Origin of the sequence: Massilia hydrophila, from assembly GCF_020208145.1 — a bacterium.
Taxonomy (GTDB): Bacteria; Pseudomonadota; Gammaproteobacteria; order Burkholderiales; family Burkholderiaceae_D; genus Telluria; species Telluria hydrophila.
This window is the reverse complement of sequence record NZ_JAHYBX010000001.1, coordinates 312,905-333,432: the sequence shown is the minus strand read 5'-3', so window position 1 is coordinate 333,432 and position 20,528 is coordinate 312,905. Positions and strand designations below refer to the sequence as shown.

Genomic DNA, 20,528 nt, shown 5'->3' with positions numbered 1-20,528 from the left:
CGTCAGTCGGCCTTGTTCCCCATCCAGTCGGCGGTATTGTAGAAGGACTGCATCAGGCGCATGCGCAGGTCATCGTCATAGCCCAGGTCTTCCATCGCCCAGGCCATGGCGCGCAGCCACTGGTCGCGTTCAGCCGTGCCGATGGCGAACCCTAGGTGCCGCGCGCGCAGGCGCGGGTGGCCGTGGCGTTCGACGAAGAGGTCGGGGCCGCCCGTCCAGCCGGACAGGAACATGAACAGCTTCTCGCGCGAGCTGTCGTTGGGGACGGGATGCATGGCGTGGATGCCGGCGAATTCGGGCTCCAGCTGCATCAGGTCGTAGAAGCGGTCGACCAGTTCGCGCAGGCGCTCGGCGCCGCCCATGATGTCGTAGAGGGTGCGTGCTTCGGGGGTGTTCGGTTCGGACATGCCGCCATGATAGCGCAGCCGGGACAGCCCTGGGGCTGTCCCTTGCCCACTTGTTGCTATCCGCTTCAGGCTTCGCGCAGCGTCTGCAGCGGTGGCTGGCGCAGTACGCTGCGCAGTCCCAGCCAGCCGCCAACCAGCGCACAGGCGGCGCCTACCGCGATACCGGCCAGCCATACCTGTGGCGCGAACTTCCACGGGAACTTGAACACGTATTCGGCCAGCACCCAGCCCATGGCCGCCGCCCCGCTCGCGGCCAGCAGGCCGGACAGGCCGCCAACCAGCACGAACTCGATGCGCTGCGCGGTCGCCAGCTGTCCGCGGGTGGCGCCGAGCGCGCGCAGCAGGCCGGCTTCGCGGGTGCGCTCCGACTGCGACCCCATCAGCGCCGCATACAGCACCAGCACGCCGGAAGCGAGCGTGAACATGAACAGGAACTCGACCGCCACCACCACCTGGTCCAGCACTTCCTGCAACTGGCGGATGATGCCGGAGACGTCGATCACGGTCAGGTTCGGATAAGCGCGCGTCAGCGCGTTGGTGAGGTTCCCTGCCGCAGTCCCCTCACCTCCGGGGAGGTGGAAGGCAGTCATATAGCTCTTCGGCGCATTCGCCATCGCCTGCGGGTTGATGATGACGAAGAAGTTGGCCCGCATCGAGCCCCATTCGAGCTTGCGCAGGCTGGTCACCTTGGCCTGCACCGGCATGCCGGCCATGTCGAAGCGCATCACGTCGCCCAGCTTCAAGCCCAGGGTCTTGGCCAGGCCCTGCTCCACCGACGCCTCGGCCACGCCCGGCGCATCCTTGTACCAGCTGCCCGCGACGATCTCGTTGGTGTCGGGCAGGTCGGCCACGGTGGAGAGGTTGAATTCGCGTTCGGCCATGCGGCGCGCGTCGCCGTCCTGGAAGGTGTTGCGGGTGAGCTGGGTACCGTTGATGTGGGTAAGGCGGCCACGGATCATCGGGTAGAGGAACACGTTCTTCACCCCGGCCCCGGCCAGCTGCCGTTCGACGCCGGGCGCCTGCTCCGGCTGGATGTTGATGATGAAGCGGTTCGGCGCGTCCGGCGGCGTGGCGCTGCGCCAGGCCCCCATCAGGTCGCCGCGCACCACGGTGAGCAGCAGCAGCGCCATCAGGCCGAGCGACAGCGACACCACCTGCACCACCGTGGCACCGGGGCGGCGCTGCAGCGAAGTGATGGCGAAGCGCCAGCTCTGGTTGTTCGATGCACCGCGCAGGCGCCGCAGCAGGCGCAGGCCGAGCCAGGCGACGAAGGCGAACAGGGCCAGGCCACCCAGGAAGCCGCCGGCCGTCATCAAGGCCAGTCTGGTGTCGCCGGCCTGCCACAGCAGCAGCGCCAGGAACACGCCGATCCCGAGGCCGTAGGTGGCCAGCGCCAGCGGCTGCGGGGCGGCCGCTTCGCGCCGGATCACGCGGTTATGCGGCACATTACGCAGCTGAAGCACCGGCGGCAGCGCGAAGCCGACCAGCAGCAGCATGCCGGTCGCAATGCCCTGCAGCGCCGGCAGCGGCGACACCGGCGGCAGGTCGGGCGGCAGCAGCTCGCCGATCATCTGCACCAGGAGGTAGTGCGCGCCGAAGCCGACCGCCACGCCCAGCAGGCTGCCCGCCAGGCCGACGATGGCGAATTCGGTCAGGTACAGGGTGCCGACCTGGTTCTGGGTCATGCCGAGGCAGCGCAGCATGGCGCAGGCGTCGAGGTGGCGCTGCATGAAGCGGCGCGCCGCCATCGCCACCGCGACCGCCGCCAGCATGGCCGACAGCAGGCCGACCAGCGACAGGAAGCTGTCGGCGCGGTCGAGCGTGGCACGCATCTCGGGGCGGCCGCTCTCGAGGGTCTCGATGCGCACGCCGCGCACGTTGCGCGCGGCGATGTCGGCGCGCAGCCATTTCTCATACGCGGCCACGGCGGACATGTCGTTCTTGGAGGGCGAGGCCACCTGCAGCCGGTAGGTGACGCGCGAAAAGGCATCCACCAGGCCCGTCGCGGGCAGGTCCTGCAGCGACAGCATCACGCGCGGTGCGAAGTTGGAAAAGCCCGCGCCCTTGTCCGGCTCGGTGGCGATCAGCTGCGCGATGCGGAAGCTTTTATCGCCCAGCTGGATCGTGCCGCCCACCCCGGTGCGCAGCGCCGGCAGCAGGTTGGCATCGACCCAGACGGTGCCAGGCGCCGGAATGCCGGAGGTTTTCTGTCCGATCGCGCGACTGGCCTCGTCGGGGTTCGTGGTGATGCTGAGCTGGCCGCGCAGCGGATAGCGGCTTGATACCGCCTTGACCGCGGATAGCTGGGCCATCGAGGCGTCGCCCTCGCCCGCCTGGGCCATGCTCTGGAAGGCCGCCGTTTCGGCGACCAGGAGGCCGCGCCGCTTCGCCTCGTCTTTCCAGCCCTGCTGCACCGGGTCGTCGGCATTCACCAGGAGGTCGGCACCCAGCAGCTGGTGCGCGTCGCGATTCAGGCCGGCGCGCATGCGGTCGATGAAGAAACCGACCGAGGACAGCGCCGACACGGCCACGATCAGTGCGACGAGCAGGAAGCGCAGTTCGCCGGCGCGCCAGTCGCGCGCGGTCATGCGGAGGGACTGGAGGAACATGGGCTTCCCTTAGTGTGCGGTGGCGTCGGCGAAGAAGGCGTCGACCTCGGCGAGGAAGGCGCGCTTGCGCTCCGGGTCGAGGAACGAGGCGCTAAAGCTGTTGCGGGCCAGCTGGCGCGCGTGGCCAGCGTCGAGCGGCAGTGCCTCGAAGGCCGCGATGAAGTTGTCGTTCAGGTAGCCGCCGAAATAGGCCGGGTCGTCCGAGTTGACGGTAGCGGCCAGGCCGGCGTCGAGCAGCTGGCGCAGGTTGTGGCTGCCCATCACGTCGAACACGCGCAGCTTGATGTTGGAAAGCGGGCAGACGGTCAGCGCCATGCCTTCGCGTGCCAGGCGCTCGGTCAGTTCCGGGCTGTCGAGGGTGCGCACACCATGGTCGATGCGTTCGACCTTGAGCACGTCGAGCGCGCTCTCGATATAGCTTGGGGGGCCCTCTTCGCCCGCATGCGCGACCAGGCGCAGGCCGAGCTGGCGCGCGCGCTCGAACACGCGCGCGAATTTCTCGGGCGGGTGGCCGACCTCGGACGAATCCAGGCCGACTCCAAGGAGCTTGTCGCGGTAAGGCAGGGCCTCGTCGAGCGTGGCCAGCGCTTCTTCTTCGGACAGGTGGCGCAGGAAGCACATAATCAGGCTGGCACTGATCGGGCCCTCCTGGCAGGCGCGCCAGATGCCGTTGATGACGGTTTCGAAAGGCACGCCGCGCGCGGTATGGGTCTGCGGATCGAAGAAGATCTCGGCGTGACGGACATGGTCGGCATGCGCCCGTGCGAGATAGGCGGCGGTCATGTCGTAGAAATCCTGCTCGGTCAACAGCACGCTGGCGCCAGCGTAATAGATGTCGAGGAAGGATTGCAGGTCGGTGAATGCGTAAGCCGCACGCAAGTCCTCGACCGAGGCATAAGGCAAGGAAATACCGTTTCTTTGCGCTAGCGCAAAAATCAGTTCTGGCTCCAGAGAACCTTCGATATGGATGTGTAATTCTGCCTTGGGCATGTTCTGCACGATGCTGCGCAGTTCGTCATTCAGCATGATGGTCTCCGGCGCCGGATTCGATGGACGTGGACGAGAGTGTAACCGATGCGTGCTACCCCTCGCGCCATAGGCAAAAAAGGGGTCGGGAAAGCGCCATCCGGATGCCGCGTCTTGACGATACGCGTGCGCCACCGCTTGGGCATATAGTGCAATATCGGTTCACCATAGTTGATATTTAAACAGCCTGGAGCATGCGGAGTCGAACCTCCACGTGATGCATGAAAGGCCGTTCAGTCGCTGCGGGAAAGGCGGTGCCTGACGTCTACTTGGCGGGGGCTTGACGGTAACTTAATGGGCGCTTAATGCACGCTTAATGGACGCTTGATGGGGTACCCGGCACGACCTCGACGGATCCGTTCCGGAAGGACGTCGAATCGTACTTTCTTCAATGTTTTCAATCACTTGAATAATCACCCAACACGCGCACGGCAGCGCTTTACTTCATTACCCAATAGGCACATAATAAATTTCACAAACGCAAAAATGACGTTCTCCAGCTACGGGAGACCCGGGCACGACCCAGGGTGACAACAAGAAGACCGCCAGCATTTCCGGCGCCGGACATCCCGGCTCCGCACGCGTGGCGACCACGAGGAGTACGCCAGACAAAGACCGGGGAAGGAGGCAGTCCTTGCACAGCCGGCTGCCATGACAGTGACCGTTGTTCGCAATACGCAGTTGCACATAAAGGACATTCGAAATGAGCATCTTTGACAACTACGCAGCCCGCTATGAGCGTACCCGGGAAGAGGAATACTCCATGACGGAGTTCCTCCAGCTGTGCAAGAAGGATCCCCTCACCTACGCCAGCGCGCCGGAGCGCATGCTGGCCGCCATTGGCGAGCCGACCCTGGTCGACACCCGTCTTGACCCGCGTCTGTCGCGCATCTTCGCCAACAAGGTCATCAAGATCTACCCGGCTTTCCGCGAGTTCTACGGCATGGAAGAGGTGATCGAGCAGGTCGTCTCCTATTTCCGCCACGCGGCCCAGGGCCTGGAAGAGCGCAAGCAGATCCTCTACCTGCTCGGTCCGGTCGGCGGTGGCAAGTCCTCGATCGCCGAAAAGCTGAAGCAGCTGATGGAACAGGTGCCCTTCTACGCGATCAAGGGTTCGCCCGTGAACGAATCGCCCCTGGGCCTGTTCAGCGAGGAGGAAGACGGCACCATCCTCGAAGAGGACTACGGGATCCCGCGCCGCTACCTGCGCACCATCCCGAGCCCGTGGGCGGTCAAGCGCCTGCACGAGTTCGGCGGTGACATCAACAAGTTCCGCGTGGTCAAGCGCTACCCGTCGATCCTGAAGCAGATCGCGATCGCCAAGACCGAGCCGGGCGACGAAAACAACCAGGACATTTCCTCGCTGGTCGGCAAGGTCGACATCCGCAAGCTCGAAGACTATGCGCAGGACGATCCGGACGCCTACAGCTACTCGGGCGGCCTGTGCCTGGCCAACCAGGGCCTGATGGAATTCGTCGAAATGTTCAAGGCGCCGATCAAGGTGCTGCACCCGCTGCTCACGGCCACGCAGGAAGGCAACTACAAGGGCACCGAGGGCTTCGGCGCGATTCCGTTCGAGGGCATCATCCTGGCGCACTCGAACGAATCGGAATGGAAGACCTTCCGCAACAACCGCAACAACGAGGCCTTCCTCGACCGGATCTACATCGTGAAGGTCCCCTACTGCCTGCGCGTGTCGGACGAAATCAAGATCTACGACAAGCTGCTGCACAATTCCTCGCTCGACAAGGCGCCCTGCGCCCCGGGTACGCTGCGCATGATGGCGCAGTTCGCGATCCTGTCGCGCCTGAAGGATCCGGAAAACTCCAGCATTTATTCGAAGATGCTGGTGTACGACGGCGAGAACCTGAAGGACACCGATCCCAAGGCGAAATCGATGCACGAATATGTCGATTACGCCGGCGTGGACGAAGGCATGAATGGCCTGTCGACCCGCTTCGCTTTCAAGATCCTGTCGAAGGTCTTCAACTTCGACAATACCGAAGTGGCGGCCAATCCGGTACACCTGCTGTACGTGCTCGAGCAGCAGATCGAACGCGAGCAGTTCCCGCCCGAGACCGAGCAGCGCTATATGTCCTATATCAAGGAGCACCTGGCGCAGCGCTACGTCGATTTCATCGGCAAGGAAATCCAGACCGCCTACCTGGAAAGCTATTCCGAGTATGGCCAGAACATCTTCGACCGTTACGTGACCTTTGCCGACTTCTGGATCCAGGACCAGGAGTTCCGCGACCCGGACACCGGCGAGAGCTTCGACCGCGAATCGCTGAATGCCGAGCTGGAAAAGATCGAGAAGCCGGCCGGCATTTCGAATCCGAAGGATTTCCGCAACGAGATCGTCAACTTCAGCCTGCGTGCGCGGGCCACCAATGCCGGCAAGAACCCGGCCTGGACCAGCTACGAGAAATTCCGTAGCGTGATCGAGAAGAAGATGTTCTCGAACACCGAAGAACTCCTGCCCGTCATTTCCTTCAATGCGAAGGCGAGTGCCGAGGATGCCAACAAGCACGCAGACTTTGTCGCCCGCATGGTCGAGAAAGGCTATACGCCAAAGCAGGTACGGCTGCTGTGCGAATGGTATCTGCGCGTGCGGAAGTCCTCCTGAGGACCGCTCCACACAGGGCGCAGGCGCGTGCGAAAGCGGCGCGCCGCCGCCGATGCGCCGGTCCGCCCCCCTGGCCGGCCGGCCCCGCGCACCGGCGCGCGTGCGCCGCTACGCGCGATTGCGCGGCGTATTAAGATAAGGGTACCGGGAAGCTTGCCGGTGCTGAGAGCAGGAGGCCAGTTTTGACTTACCTCATCGACCGTCGCTTGCAGGGCAAGAACAAGTCAGCGGTCAACCGCGAACGTTTCCTGCGCCGTTACAAGGCGCAAATCAAGGATGCGGTCGGCCGCGCGATCAAGGGCCGCTCGATCACCGACATCGAGAACGGCGAGAAAGTCACGATCCCCGTGAAGGACGTGAACGAGCCCCATTTCGGCCATGCCCATGGCGGGGTCTGGGAAACCGTCAACCCCGGCAACACGGAATACCAGAAAGGCGACCAGTTCAACCGTCCGCGCAGCGGTGGCGGCGGCAGCGGGCGCGGGCGCGCCGGCAACAGCGACCAGACCACCGAGGACGACTTCATCTTCGAGCTTTCGCGCGAAGAGTTCATGAATTACTTCTTCGAAGACCTCGAGCTGCCGAACATGATCAAGACGCAGCTGTCGCAGACGGTCGAGTTCAAGAGCCAGCGTGCCGGCTACAACGTGTCCGGCACGCCGTCCAACATCCACGTCCTGCGCTCGCTGCGCGGGGCGCTTGGACGCCGCATCGCGGTGGGCGGCCCGGCCAAGCGCCAGCTGAAGGAGGCCGAGGCGACGCTCCAGGCCCTGCTCGACGAAGGCGCGCCGGCCGACGACGAAGGGGTGCTGGCGCTGAAAGACAAGATCCACCACTTGCACATCCGGCTCAACGCGATTCCCTTCATCGATCCTTTCGATTTGCGCTACTCGAACCGGATCAAGGTGCCCAAGCCGAGCACCTCGGCGGTGATGTTCTGCATCATGGACGTGTCCGGATCGATGGACGAGACGCGCAAGGACACCGCCAAGCGCTTCTTCATCCTGCTCTACCTGTTCCTGAAACGGGTGTACGAAAAAATCGAGGTGGTCTTCATCCGCCACCACACGGCCGCGGCCGAGGTCGACGAAAACGAGTTCTTCCACTCGCGCGAGTCGGGCGGGACCGTGGTGTCCTCGGCCCTGCACCTGCTGCAGAAAGTGCTGTCCGAACGCTATGGCAGCGCCGACTGGAATGCCTATGTCGCCCAGGCCTCGGACGGCGACAACTGGGACAACGATTCGGTGCTGTGCAAGCAGATCCTGGGCCAGTCCATCATGCCGCGGGTCCAGTACTACACCTATGTCGAGATCACCGACGGCCCGCCCCAGAACCTGTGGGAACAATATTGCGAAGTGGCCGAGCAGCACCGCAACTTCGCCATGCAGAAGATCGTCACCCCGGCCGATATCTATCCGGTCTTCCGCGAGCTGTTCAAGAAACAGCCAAAGTAATCAACACGGAGGCCTGCCATGCCACGAGACCCGAACAACCCGCGCGCCCTGCCCGAGCAGTCGGAATGGACGTTTGAGCTGATCGAACAGGCGCACGAAGAGATCAGGCGGGTGGCCAGGCGCTACGGCCTGGATACCTATCCGACCCAGCTCGAGATCATCACCGCCGAGCAGATGATGGACGCCTATACCTCGGTGGGCATGCCGGTGTCGTACAACCACTGGTCCTTCGGTAAGCACTTCCTGACGACGGAGAAGAGCTACAAGCGCGGCCAGATGGGCCTGGCCTACGAGATCGTCATCAATTCGAATCCTTGCATCGCCTACCTGATGGAAGAAAACAGCCTGACGATGCAGGCCCTGGTGATCGCCCACGCTGCGTACGGGCACAACTCCTTCTTCAAAGGCAATTACCTGTTTCGCACCTGGACCGATGCCGACGCCATCGTCGACTATATGGTCTTTGCCAAGAACTATATTGCCGAGTGCGAACAGCGCTATGGCATCGATGCGGTCGAGGACTTGCTCGATTCCTGCCACGCCCTCCAGAACTATGGCGTCGACCGCTACAAGCGGCCGGCCAAGCTCTCGGTGGCGCAGGAAACCGCGCGCCAGAAGGAGCGCGAAGAATATGCGCAGTCCCAGGTGAACGAGATCTGGCGTACCCTGCCCTTGCGCGAGGAACAGGTCAGCGCTGCGGCGCCAGACCGTTTCCCGCCCGAGCCGGAAGAGAACCTGCTGTATTTCATCGAAAAGTACGCCCCCCTGCTCGAACCCTGGCAGCGCGAGCTGGTGCGGATCACGCGCAAGATCTCCCAGTATTTCTATCCGCAGCGCCAGACCCAGGTGATGAACGAAGGCTGGGCCACCTTCTGGCACTACACGATCCTGCAAGACCTGTACAAGGAAGGCATCGTCGGCGACGGCTTCATGCTCGAGTTCCTGCAGAGCCATACGAACGTCGTCTACCAGCCGCCAGCCACCAGTCCCTATTACAGCGGCATCAATCCGTATGCGCTCGGTTTCGCGATGATGTCCGATATTCGCCGCATTTGCGAAGAGCCGACCGACGAAGACCGTGCCTGGTTCCCGGACCTGGCGGGCAGCGACTGGAACAAGACCCTGGACTTTGCGATGCGCAATTTCAAGGACGAAAGTTTCATTGCCCAATACCTTTCGCCAAAACTGATCCGTGAATTTCACTTCTTCGCCGTACTCGACGATGACCGCAGCGACAAACTGACCATCTCGGCCATCCACGACGAGCAGGGCTACCGTTACGTGCGCCAGAAGCTGGCCGAGCAGTACAACCTGGGCAGCCGCGAGCCGAACATCCAGGTGTGGCAGGTGAATACGCGGGACGACCGCGCCCTGACCCTGCGCCATACCCAGTTCAACCGTCGGCCGCTGAACCAGCAGGCGCAGGAAGTGCTGAAGCACGTGGCGCGGCTGTGGGGTTTCGACGTGCGCCTCGAAACGGTGGACCCGAGCGGCCACGTGGTCAGTTTCCTCGAGTGCCGGCGCGAAAAGCGCGGCCGCTGAGCGCGCTACAGGCTCGAAGCCGAATGCGCCCGGAAGCGATCCGCCCACATGGCGGATCGCGGCGTGCAGGCTGCCCGCCTGTCTCTTCCTTTGCCTCGGTCATCCGGTGCGCCAGCATCCTGCCTGGCCCGCGCGGGCGCGCCGGCCCCGCAGCGCCGCCCATTGCACACGGCAGCCCGGCTTGCCAGCCCCGCTTCCCTGCCCTACCTATCTCCCCCAGCCTCCCTTTCCATGCCTGACCGCAGCTTTTACTACCTCTTCCCCCTTCTTTCGACCATGCTGAGGTAATTTTTTTGCGCATCGGTGCGTGAACACACTGTTCAAAACGATGAATTCCATGTAGTTTTGCCATGTACGGCAAGCAGATATGCTTGAGAAGCTTGTCAGACGCACAATCAAAGTATGCCAAAACAGGGTTCACCCATGACTTTGAGCTATGGCTGGCAGGAAGGAAGACCGCTGGACCTGGCCCGCTTTGGGGAAGGCGTGCATATCGCCAAACTGGCTATAGTTTGCAAAAATAGCAGTAATTCAATATATGAAATTTGCCGTTGAGCTTTTTTGGCATGAAAAATTTGGCAAAACCGGCATCCATGCCTGACGATCCACACATGAAGGAGAATCACTACACAAAATTACAAAACACCCCTGCTTTCTGGACCACATGCACCCCGTGACCGCAGCTGTATAGATGAGCTTGTTTGGGCGTTTTTAGAGGCAGTTATGCCCTCTTTCAGGGGTGTAAAAATGTCTCCTCAAAAAAGAATTCGTAGGTATAATTCTTTGATGTCCCGGATGCGGCCCTAGGTTTTTGTCGTGTTTAGTGGGTTTAGTGGCAACAAAAAGAGTTGGTATTGGAGAAAGATGGCATGAATTTTACGCATGAGAAGAACCCGGGGAAGAATTACACCGGTCTCGCCATTGTTATCCTGTTGCACGTGGTGGTCGCTTGGGCATTTATCAATGGCCTGGGCACCCGTATCGTCACCAAGGTAACCGAGGCTGTTGAAACAAAACTGATCGAAGAGGTGAAACCGCCTCCACCGCCGGAAACGCCGCCACCGCCGCCGCCGCCGGAAATGAAGGCTCCGCCACCGCCGTTCATTCCGCCGGTCGAAGTCCAGGTGCAGCAGCCGCCGCCGCCGCAGAATGCGATCACGACGGCCACCAATACGCCGCCGCCGACCACCCAGCTGGCGCCGCCGGCACCTCCGGCACCGCCGGCCCCGCCAGCAGCACCGCGTGGTCCGAGCCGTACCGAGGCAGGTGTGGACTTCAACACTTGCGCGCGTCCGGAATATCCGCGTTCGTCGCAGCGTAACGAAGAAACTGGTACCACGACCCTGCAGTTCCTGATCGGTGTCGATGGTCGAGTAATCGAATCCAAACTGCAGAAGTCGTCTGGCTTCCGCGATCTGGACCGGGCTGCGCAATCGGCCCTGAGCAAATGCCGGTTCAAGCCGGGAACTGTTGATGGCCAGCCGCAACAGTCGTGGACAGCGGTGCAGTACGTCTGGACGCTGGAATAAAACCGAGACAGACCATCGTCTCAACTCTATGATTTTCGTTGTTACTAAGTTCAGCGAACTGTCTATTTAATATTTTTGGAGGAAGCATGTTTAAGAATACCCGTTTGTCCGCTATGCTGGCGGCTGTCCTGTTCTCGGTAACGGCGGCATCGGCCCTGGTCTCCGCACCGGCCTTCGCTGACGCTCCTGCCGCAGGCGCTACCGCTCCGGCGGCTGACGCTGCTGCCCCCGCTGCCGACGCAGCTGCACCGGCAGCCGACGCTGCAGCCGCTCCCGCTGGCGATGCAGCCGCACCGGCCGCTGGCGGCGAAACGACTGAAGAAGTCCACAACCCGTACGGCATCGAAGCCATGTGGGAAGAAGGCGACTTCGTCAACAAGGGCACCATCATCATCCTGTCGCTGATGTCGATCGGTTCGTGGTACATCATCATCACCAAGCTGATCGACCAGCAGAAGATCATGCGCCAGTCGAAGGAAGCTTCGGCCAAGTTCTGGAAAGCGCCGTCGATCGCCGCTGGCTCGGCACAGCTGAAAGAAGGCTCGCCGTTCCGCTTCATCGCTGAAACCGGCACCAAGGCAACCCAGCACCACGACGGCGCCCTGCTCGAGCAGATCGACCTGTCGACCTGGGTGACCATGCAGATCCAGCGCGCCGTGGACCGCGTCCAGTCGCGCCTGCAGGATGGCCTGTCGTTCCTGGCAACTGTCGGTTCGACCTCGCCGTTCATCGGTCTGTTCGGTACCGTCTGGGGCATCTACAACGCGCTGACCGCCATCGGTATGTCGGGTAACGCGTCGATCGACAAAGTGGCAGGCCCGGTGGGTGAAGCACTGATCATGACCGCATTCGGTCTGTTCGTTGCAGTCCCGGCGGTTCTGGGTTACAACTGGCTGGTTCGTCGTAACAAGTCGGTCATGGAAGACGTCCGTTCGTTCTCGGCTGACGTGCACTCGGTCCTGATCTCGGGCGCCATGTCGACCTCGAACGCTGCCGCTGGTGCCAAGAAGGCTGGTTAATCATGTCGATGAGTGTCGGCTCCGATTCCGGAGATGAAGATACCGTGATGTCGGAGATCAACACGACGCCCCTCGTGGACATCATGTTGGTTCTCCTGATCATCTTCCTGATCACCAGCCCGGTGGTGTTGAATCTGCAGAAAGTGAATCTGCCTGCCGAGACGAACCAGGTCACCAAGACCAAGCCGGAAGACGTCAACATCACCATCAACAAAGATGGCGAGATGTACTACAACCAGACGCGCATCGCGAACACGGACGAGCTGTTCAAGTTCCTCGCGGAGCAGTCGGTGAAGCAGCCGCAGCCTGCTGTGAAAGTTCGTGGCGACCAGGAGTCCCGCTACGAATCGGTCGGTCGGGTGATCTACACGGCTCAGCGTGCTGGGATTCAGAAGGTCGGTTTCGTCATCGAACCGCCTGACAAGGGCTAAGACCCTGTCCGCGATATCGGGATTTTCCACGGAAGGTCTTGATATCGCGTCCGAGACCCCAACATTTGAAAAGGAAACACCATGGGCATGAACGTAGGTTCGGGCTCCGCTAAAGGAGCTGATCCGGAACCGATGATGGAAATGAACATGACGCCGCTGATCGACGTCCTGCTCGTTCTCATCATCATGATGATTATCACGATTCCGAAGCAAAACCACTCTGTCAATCTGAACATGCCGGTTGGCACTCCGCCACCGCAAACCACCCAGCCGGTGGTCGTGACGATCGACGTGGACTTCGATGGCACCATCCTCTGGGATGGCCAGGTCGTGGGTAGTCGTTCGGAACTGGAAGCCAAGATGAACGCGGTCGCCGCGATGCCTGACCAGCCGGAAGTGCACCTGCGTCCGAACAAGCTGGTCGAGTACAAAGTCGTTGCCGGCGTCATGGCAACCGCACAGCGTCTCGGCGTCACCAAGATCGGCATGGTCGGTAACGAGCAGTTCCAGTAATCGATCCATGTTTGACCAACACGGCAGGGTTTCCCTGCCGTGTCCATTTTGAAGAAGGATGTTTTCAGATGATTAAATTCCGTCTCGCACACCTTGGCTTGGCAATGGCCGCCCTCGGGTTCACCGCTGCCCTGCCGGTCGTCGGCCTGGCACCTGTGCACGCCGCTGTCTCCCTGCGTCCGGAAGTCGGCAAGCCGCTGCAGCAGGCGCAGACCCTGCTGAAACAGGGCAACGCCAAGGGCGCCCTGGCTGCCCTGCGCGATGCGGATAAGGCAGCAAAGACCGATGACGAACGCTTCCTGATCGAGCGCGTGCGCGCATCGGCGGCCTCGTCGGCTGGTGACTGGAACCTTGCCGCCAGCTCGTTCGAAAAACTGCTCGACTCCGGCAAGCTGAGCGCAGGCGAGCGTTCGCAGTTCTCGGAAGGCCTGGTCGGCATCTACATGCGCGCCGGCGACCTGAACAAGGCGAATGCCACCATCCAGAAGCTGCTGCAGAAAGGTAACGATCCGAAGCTGCGCGCCTACCTGCTGCAGAACTACTACAAGCAGGGCAATGTCGCCGCGCTCGAGCAGGAACTGCGCAATGCCGAGAAGAGCGGCCGCCTGAGCGAAGACGAACTCGGCATGCTGGCCAACATCCAGCTCAAGAAGAACGACAAGGCCGGCTACGTCAACACCATCGAGAAGCTGGCCGCCAGCTATCCGAAGGCCCAGTACTGGAACGACCTGCTCAACCGCGTGCAGGGCAAGCCTGGTTTCTCCGGCCGCCTGATGGTGGACGTGTACCGCCTCAAGCTGGCCAACAACCTGATGAAGAAGCCGAGCGAGTTCATGGAAATGGCCCAGCTGGTGCTGCAGGCGAAAGCCCCGGCCGAAGCGCTGAAGGTCATCGACAAGGGCTACAAGGCGGGCGCCCTGGGCACCGGCACCGATGCCGAGCGCCACAAGCGCCTGAAGGACCTGGCCGACAAGAACATGGCCGAGCAGAACAAGGGCGTCGCCGCCCTGGAAGCCGAATACACCGCCGCCAAGGACAACGACGCGCTGGTGGGTCTCGGCTATGCGCTGGTCCAGGCTGGCCAGGCCGACAAGGGCCTGAAGATGATGGAAAACGCCATCAAGGCTGGCGGTCTGAAGTACGGCGAAGAAGCCAAGCTGCGCCTGGGCGAAGCCTATGCCGCGGCCGGCCGCAAGCAGCAGGCCATCAGCACGCTCAAGACCGTATCGGGCAAGGAAGGCACCGCCGACCTCGCACGTTACTGGATCATGGCGATCAACCGTCCGATCTCCGGATAAGACGGTTCGCTCAAGCGACCAGAAACGCCGCCTGTTCGCAGGTGGCGTTTTTTTTCGCCTACACATGCGGTTCGCAGGGTGGGCGGCTCCACCCGGCCGCATGCACAGCCGCCGACAGCCCCGCCGCCCACGCGGCGACCGCCAGCGCCTCGCCCATCCCCGCAGAACGGCCTTGGCTGGCAGCATCGACCTACGTTGCTGTGCAACATGCGAGTTACCGTATAATCAGGTATTTCGCGCCGGACCGGCCGGCTGCGCCACTGGAAGCATTGATGAAGGTATTTCGCGGACTCCCCAACGACAGGGCACGCGCACCCTGCGCTCTCACGATCGGCAACTTTGACGGTGTCCACCGTGGCCACCAGGCATTGTTGGCGCACGTGCGCGGCGCCGCATCGGCGCTCGGGATCGAGGCCGCCGTGATGACCTTCGAACCGCATCCGCGCGAATACTTCGCCCGCAGGATGGGCGACCTGTCGAAAGCGCCGGCCCGCATCGCCAACCTGCGCGACAAGCTGGAAGACCTGTCCGCGGCCGGCATCGACCGCGTGATCGTCGAACATTTCAACGAACATTTCGCCGCCCAGTCGCCGCAGGACTTCATCGAGCGCGTGCTGGTCGACGGCCTGCACGTGAAGTGGCTGATGGTGGGCGACGACTTCCGTTTCGGCGCCAGGCGCATGGGCGACATCGCGATGCTGCAGGAGGCCGGCCGCAGGCACGGTTTCCAGGTCGAGACCCTGGACGCCGTGATGCTGGGCGAACGCCGCATCTCATCCTCGGCGGTGCGCGAAGCGCTGGCCGCGGGCGACTTCGGCGCCACCCAGCAGCTGCTCGGCCATCCGTATGCGATCTCGGGCCACGTGATCCACGGCCAGAAGCTGGGCCGCACGCTTGGCTTTCCGACCCTGAACCTGCGCGTGATGCACCGCCCCGCCCTGTGCGGCATCTTCGTGGTACAGGTGCATGGCCTGGCGGATGCACCCCTGCCCGCCGTGGCCAGCCTGGGCGTGCGCCCGACCGTGGAAGACGCTGGCCGCATGCTGCTCGAAGTCCACCTGTTCGGCTACGACCAGCCGGCCTACGGCAAGCTGGTGCGGGTCGAGTTCCTCGCCAAGCTGCGCGACGAGGAAAAATACGCCGACCTCCCCACCCTCACCGCCGCGATCGAGCGCGACGCCCGGCAGGCGCGCACCTTCTTCGCGCACCGCAATGGCGCGCTCACCGCGACCGACCGAATTTGACGCTCCCGGCATCGCGCGGCGCCACCGCGCCACCGCCGCCCCGGCGCGGCACCTGAACAGAATCCCCTAGAGAAAAAGCACATGTCCGATACCAAACCCGCTAACACCGACGCTGCCCAGAACAAGGCCCAGAAGGGCCAGAAGAAACCAGAGAGCAAATACCCGGTCAACATGACCGATACCCCTTTCCCGATGCGCGGCGACCTCGCCAAGCGCGAACCGGGCTGGGTGAAGCAGTGGCAGGACAAGAAGATCTACCAGCGCATCCGCAAGGCGGCCGCCGGGCGCCCGAAGTTCATCCTGCACGACGGTCCGCCATATGCGAACGGTGACATCCACCTCGGCCACGCCGTCAACAAGATCCTCAAAGACATGGTCGTGAAGTCGCGCACCATGGCCGGCTTCGACGCGCCCTACGTGCCGGGCTGGGACTGCCACGGCATGCCGATCGAGATCCAGATCGAAAAGCAGTTCGGCAAGAACCTGCCGACCGCCGAGGTGCTGCAGAAAGCACGCAGCTACGCGCTCGATCAGATCGACCGCCAGCGCGCCGGCTTCATCCGCCTGGGCGTGCTGGGCGAATGGGAAAACCCCTACATGACCATGGCCTACGGTAACGAGGCCGATGAGCTGCGCGCCCTCGGCAAGCTGCTCGAAAAGGGCTATGTGTACCGCGGCCTGAAGCCGGTCAACTGGTGCTTCGACTGCGGTTCGGCCCTGGCCGAGGCGGAAGTGGAATACCAGGACAAGCGCGACCCGGCGATCGACGTCGGCTTCCCGTTTGCCGAGCCTGAAAAAGTGGCGGACGCCTTCGGCCTGGCCGCGCTGCCGACGACGCATGGCTTCATCGTGATCTGGACCACCACGCCGTGGACCATCCCGTCGAACCAGGCGCTGAACGTCAATCCGGAGGTGACTTACGCGCTGGTGCAGGCCGAACGCGAGGGTGAGCCCCTGCTCCTGATCCTGGCCCAGGACCTGGTCGACGCTACCCTGCAGCGCTACAAGCTCGAGGGCCGGGTGGTCGCCACCACGCTGGGCGAGAAGCTCGGCGGCCTGCGCTTCAAGCACCCGCTGCACGCGCAGGACCCGTTCTATGACCGCAGCTCGCCGGTCTACCTGGCAGACTACGTCACGACCGACAGCGGCACCGGCGTGGTGCACTCGGCGCCGGCCTACGGCCTGGAAGACTTCCAGTCGTGCAAGGCGCACGGCATGAAGGACGACGAGATCCTGAAACCGGTGATGGGCGATGGCCGCTTCGCGTCCACCCTGCCGCTGTTCGGCGGCATGACCATCTGGGAAGCATCGAAGCCGATCTGCGCGGCGCTGACCGCGGCGGGCGCCCTGTTCGAGCTGAAGATGTTCGACCACAGCTACATGCACTGCTGGCGCCACAAGACCCCGATCGTCTACCGCGCAACCAGCCAGTGGTTCGCCGGCATGGACCTCACCCCGAAGGACGGCGGCCCGACCCTGCGCGAGACCGCGCTTGCCGGCATCGCCGAGACCCGGTTCTTCCCCGACTGGGGCCAGGCCCGCCTGCATGGCATGATCGCCAACCGTCCCGACTGGACCCTGTCGCGCCAGCGCCAGTGGGGCGTGCCGATGGCCTTCTTCATCCACAAGGAGACCGGAGAACTGCACCCGCGCACTCCGGAGCTGCTGGAGAAAATCGCCCAGCTCATCGAGCAGAACGGCATCGACGCCTGGCAGACCCTCGACCCGGCCACCCTGCTGGGCGAAGATGCGGCCCACTACGAGAAGAACAAGGACACGCTGGACGTGTGGTTCGACTCGGGCTCGACTCACCAGACCGTGCTGCGCAGCTCGCACAAGGAACAATCCGCCTTCCCGGCCGACCTCTACCTGGAAGGCTCGGACCAGCACCGCGGCTGGTTCCATTCGTCGCTCTTGACGTCCTCGATGCTCAACGGCCGCCCGCCCTATAAAGCGCTGCTGACCCACGGCTTCACGGTGGACGAGAACGGCAAGAAGATGTCGAAGTCGCTCGGCAATACGCTGGCGCCGCAGAAGATCTCCGACACCCTCGGCGCCGACATCCTGCGCCTGTGGGTGGCCTCGACCGACTATACCGGCGAGCTGTCGATCGGCGAGGAGATCCTCAAGCGCGTGACCGAGTCCTACCGCCGTATCCGCAACACCCTGCGCTTCCTGCTGGCCAACACCTCGGACTTCGATCCGGCCAGGGACGCCGTGAAGGTGGAAGAGCTGCTCGAGATCGACCGCTACGCGATCGCCGCGATGGACCAGCTGCAAAAGGACATCGCCGGCCACTTCGAGCGCTACGAGTTCCACCCGGTGGTGGCCCGCCTGCAGAACTACTGTTCGGAAGACCTGGGCGGGTTCTACCTCGACATCCTGAAGGACCGCCTGTACACCACCGGCGTCGATTCGCCTGCACGCCGCTCGGCCCAGACCGCGCTGTGGCACATCGCTCATTCCCTGCTGCGCGTGATGGCGCCGATCCTGTCCTTCACCGCCGAGGAAGCCTGGGCCGTGTTCGCGGGCCAGCAGGCCTTCCAGGACTCTGACGAGACCATCTTCACGCAGACCCTGTGGACCTTCCCGGACATCGCGGACGGTGCGGCGCTGCTGGCCAAGTACGCGGCGCTGCGCGAAGTGCGCGCCGACGTCACCAAGCAGCTGGAAGAAGTGCGCGCCTCGGGCGCCATCGGCTCCTCGCTGCAGGCGGAACTGGCCATCAAGGCGGCCGGCGACAAGTACGCCCTGCTGGCCAGCCTGGACGATGAGCTGAAGTTCGTGTTCATCACCTCGCAGGCCAAGGTCGAGCGCGTCGACGACGCCGCCAGCGAGGCGGTGGCCGTGACGCCGTCCGAGGCGGAAAAGTGCGAGCGCTGCTGGCACTACCGCCGCGATGTCGGCCACGATTCAGCGCATCCGGGCCTGTGCGGCCGCTGCACCAGCAACCTGTTCGGCAGCGGCGAACCACGCCGTTTCGCTTGATCCATTCCCGGTACCACCGGCCTGTCGCGCAGCGTGCATGCGCGGCAGGCCGGTCATCATCTGACTGACCATGGCCACCAAAACCAAAAAAGCAACCCCGGGCTTCAAGCCCGTCTCCAAGCCCTCCGCCAGCCTGCTGCCGTGGTTCGGCATCGCCGTGCTGGTCGTGCTGTTCGACCAGGTGACCAAGCTCACCGTCGAGCGCAGCTTCGCCTACGGCGAGACGCTGCCGCTGACCGGATTTTTCAACCTGATCAAGGTGTACAACCCGGGCGCCGCCTTCAGCTTCCTGGGCGACGCCGGCGGCTGGCAGCGCTACTTCTTCACCGGCATCGCGATCGCCGCGGTTGCCTTCATCCTGTACCTGATGAAGAAGCACGCCAACCAGCGCCTGTTCTGCTTCGCGCTGGCCCTGATCATGGGCGGCGCGATCGGCAACGTGATCGACCGCCTGGCCTATGGCCACGTGATCGACTTCCTCGATTTCTACTGGAAGGGACTGGGCCACTTCCCGGCCTTTAACATCGCCGACATCGGTATTTCAGTGGGCGCCTTCCTGTTCATCGTCGACGAACTGCGTCGCGTGAACAAATCCTGACTGACGAAAGCGATGATGAGCATGGACCTGAAGGACAAGAAGATCGTCCTCGGCCTGACCGGGGGCGTGGCCTGCTACAAGGCGGCGGAGCTGTGCCGCGCGCTGGTGAAGCAGGGTGCGAGCGTGCAGGTGGTGATGAGCGAGGCGGCCACGCACTTCATCGGCACGGTCACCATGCAGGCCCTCTCGGGCCGCCCTGTCTACACCGACCAGTGGGACCCGCGCATGGCCAACAACATGGCCCACATCGACCTGACGCGCGATGCCGACGCGATCCTGGTCGCGCCCTGCTCGGCCGATTTCATCCGCAAGCTGGCGCACGGCGCCTGCGACGACCTGCTGTCCACCCTGTGCGTGGCGCGCCCGCGCCGGGTGCCGCTGCTGGTGGCGCCGGCCATGAACGTCGAGATGTGGGAAAACCCGGCCACGGCGCGCAACGTGGCCCAGATCCGCGCCGACGGCGCGTGCCTGTTCGGCCCCGCGGCCGGCGCCCAGGCCTGCGGCGAGACGGGACTGGGCCGCATGCTGGAGCCTGAAGAACTGCTGGAAGAGCTGGTCGCGGCCTTCCAGCACAAGGTGCTGGAAGGCCGGCGTGTCCTGATCACGGCCGGGCCCACCTTCGAACCGATCGACCCGGTGCGCGGCATCACCAACCTCTCGTCCGGCAAGATGGGCTATGCGGTGGCACGCGCGGCGCGCGAGGCCGGCGCCGAGGTGACGCTGGTGAGCGGCCCTACCGCCCTGCCGACCCCGCACGGCGTGCGCCGCATCGACGTGCTCACCGCCCAGCAGATGCACGACGCCGTGATGGCGGGCGTAGGGGGCCAGCACGTGTTCATCGGCGTGGCCGCCGTGGCCGACTGGCGGGTGGCGAATGCCAGCGGCCAGAAGATCAAGAAGGCCGAAGACGGCGGCGCCCCGCAGCTGGAGTTCGTGCAGAACGCCGACATCCTGGCGTCGGTGGCGGCCACCACCTCGCTGTCCGGCTGGCCGTATTGCGTGGGCTTCGCGGCCGAATCGGAAAACCTGATGGCCTACGGCGCCGCCAAGCGCGAGAAAAAAGGCATTCCCTTGTTGGTGGGCAATATCGGGCCCCAGACTTTCGGCCAGGATGACAACACGATCATCCTGTTCGACGAGAGCGGCCACACGGTGCTGCCGCGCGCCGACAAGCTGAGCCTGGCGCGTCAGCTGGTTTCCGAAATCGCGAAGCGCCTCGAACAGCGCTCGCTGCTCACCTAGCC

At 63.4% G+C, this 20,528-nt stretch carries 15 protein-coding genes; 12 read left to right on the top strand and 3 right to left on the bottom strand.

Annotated elements, in window-relative coordinates:
- Window positions 1-2 precede the first annotated feature (2 nt).
- The 3 genes from LE190_RS01445 to LE190_RS01435 form a co-directional block, all read right to left on the bottom strand.
- Complete coding sequence (locus LE190_RS01445; protein WP_225237047.1) at window positions 3-407, bottom strand: group II truncated hemoglobin; 405 nt, start codon at window positions 405-407, stop codon at window positions 3-5.
- 65 nt (window positions 408-472) lie between these two features.
- Complete coding sequence (locus tag LE190_RS01440) at window positions 473-3,016, bottom strand: ABC transporter permease (RefSeq protein ID WP_225237046.1); 2,544 nt, start codon at window positions 3,014-3,016, stop codon at window positions 473-475.
- Window positions 3,017-3,025: 9 nt separating this feature from the next.
- Window positions 3,026-4,042, bottom strand: a complete 1,017-nt coding sequence (locus tag LE190_RS01435) for an adenosine deaminase (protein ID WP_225237045.1) — start codon at window positions 4,040-4,042, stop codon at window positions 3,026-3,028.
- Window positions 4,043-4,745: 703 nt separating this feature from the next.
- Between LE190_RS01435 and LE190_RS01430 the strand changes: the two genes are divergently transcribed.
- From LE190_RS01430 to coaBC, 12 genes are all read left to right on the top strand, one after another.
- Window positions 4,746-6,668 carry a PrkA family serine protein kinase gene (locus tag LE190_RS01430; RefSeq protein WP_225237044.1) on the top strand — a complete coding sequence of 641 codons (1,923 nt, stop codon included), beginning with the start codon at window positions 4,746-4,748 and terminating at the stop codon, window positions 6,666-6,668.
- Window positions 6,669-6,850: 182 nt separating this feature from the next.
- Entirely contained in the window at window positions 6,851-8,122 is a 1,272-nt protein-coding gene (locus LE190_RS01425) for a YeaH/YhbH family protein (protein WP_225237043.1), read from the top strand.
- An 18-nt stretch (window positions 8,123-8,140) separates the two neighbouring features.
- Entirely contained in the window at window positions 8,141-9,664 is a 1,524-nt protein-coding gene (locus tag LE190_RS01420; protein ID WP_225237042.1) for a SpoVR family protein, read from the top strand.
- A gap of 869 nt (window positions 9,665-10,533) precedes the next feature.
- Window positions 10,534-11,193 (top strand): energy transducer TonB, encoded by a 660-nt coding sequence (locus LE190_RS01415; protein WP_225237041.1) that lies wholly within the window; start codon window positions 10,534-10,536, stop codon window positions 11,191-11,193.
- An 86-nt stretch (window positions 11,194-11,279) separates the two neighbouring features.
- A complete protein-coding gene (locus tag LE190_RS01410; RefSeq protein ID WP_224947889.1) occupies window positions 11,280-12,212 on the top strand; it encodes a MotA/TolQ/ExbB proton channel family protein in 933 nt (310 codons plus the stop codon).
- A 2-nt stretch (window positions 12,213-12,214) separates the two neighbouring features.
- Complete coding sequence (locus LE190_RS01405; RefSeq protein WP_224947890.1) at window positions 12,215-12,643, top strand: ExbD/TolR family protein; 429 nt, start codon at window positions 12,215-12,217, stop codon at window positions 12,641-12,643.
- An 81-nt stretch (window positions 12,644-12,724) separates the two neighbouring features.
- Entirely contained in the window at window positions 12,725-13,156 is a 432-nt protein-coding gene (locus tag LE190_RS01400; protein ID WP_225237040.1) for an ExbD/TolR family protein, read from the top strand.
- A 68-nt stretch (window positions 13,157-13,224) separates the two neighbouring features.
- Complete coding sequence (locus LE190_RS01395; protein ID WP_225237039.1) at window positions 13,225-14,454, top strand: tetratricopeptide repeat protein; 1,230 nt, start codon at window positions 13,225-13,227, stop codon at window positions 14,452-14,454.
- A 272-nt stretch (window positions 14,455-14,726) separates the two neighbouring features.
- Window positions 14,727-15,698, top strand: coding sequence for a bifunctional riboflavin kinase/FAD synthetase (locus LE190_RS01390; protein ID WP_224947893.1), 972 nt, complete (start codon window positions 14,727-14,729; stop codon window positions 15,696-15,698).
- 81 nt (window positions 15,699-15,779) lie between these two features.
- On the top strand, window positions 15,780-18,686 hold the full coding sequence (gene ileS, locus LE190_RS01385) for an isoleucine--tRNA ligase (RefSeq protein ID WP_225237038.1): 2,907 nt from the start codon (window positions 15,780-15,782) through the stop codon (window positions 18,684-18,686).
- A 70-nt stretch (window positions 18,687-18,756) separates the two neighbouring features.
- Window positions 18,757-19,284: a signal peptidase II gene (lspA, locus tag LE190_RS01380; protein ID WP_225237037.1), complete on the top strand. Its 528-nt coding sequence runs from the start codon at window positions 18,757-18,759 to the stop codon at window positions 19,282-19,284.
- Between the two features lie 21 nt (window positions 19,285-19,305).
- Entirely contained in the window at window positions 19,306-20,526 is a 1,221-nt protein-coding gene (gene coaBC, locus LE190_RS01375; RefSeq protein WP_225238029.1) for a bifunctional phosphopantothenoylcysteine decarboxylase/phosphopantothenate--cysteine ligase CoaBC, read from the top strand.
- Window positions 20,527-20,528: the final 2 nt, after the last annotated feature.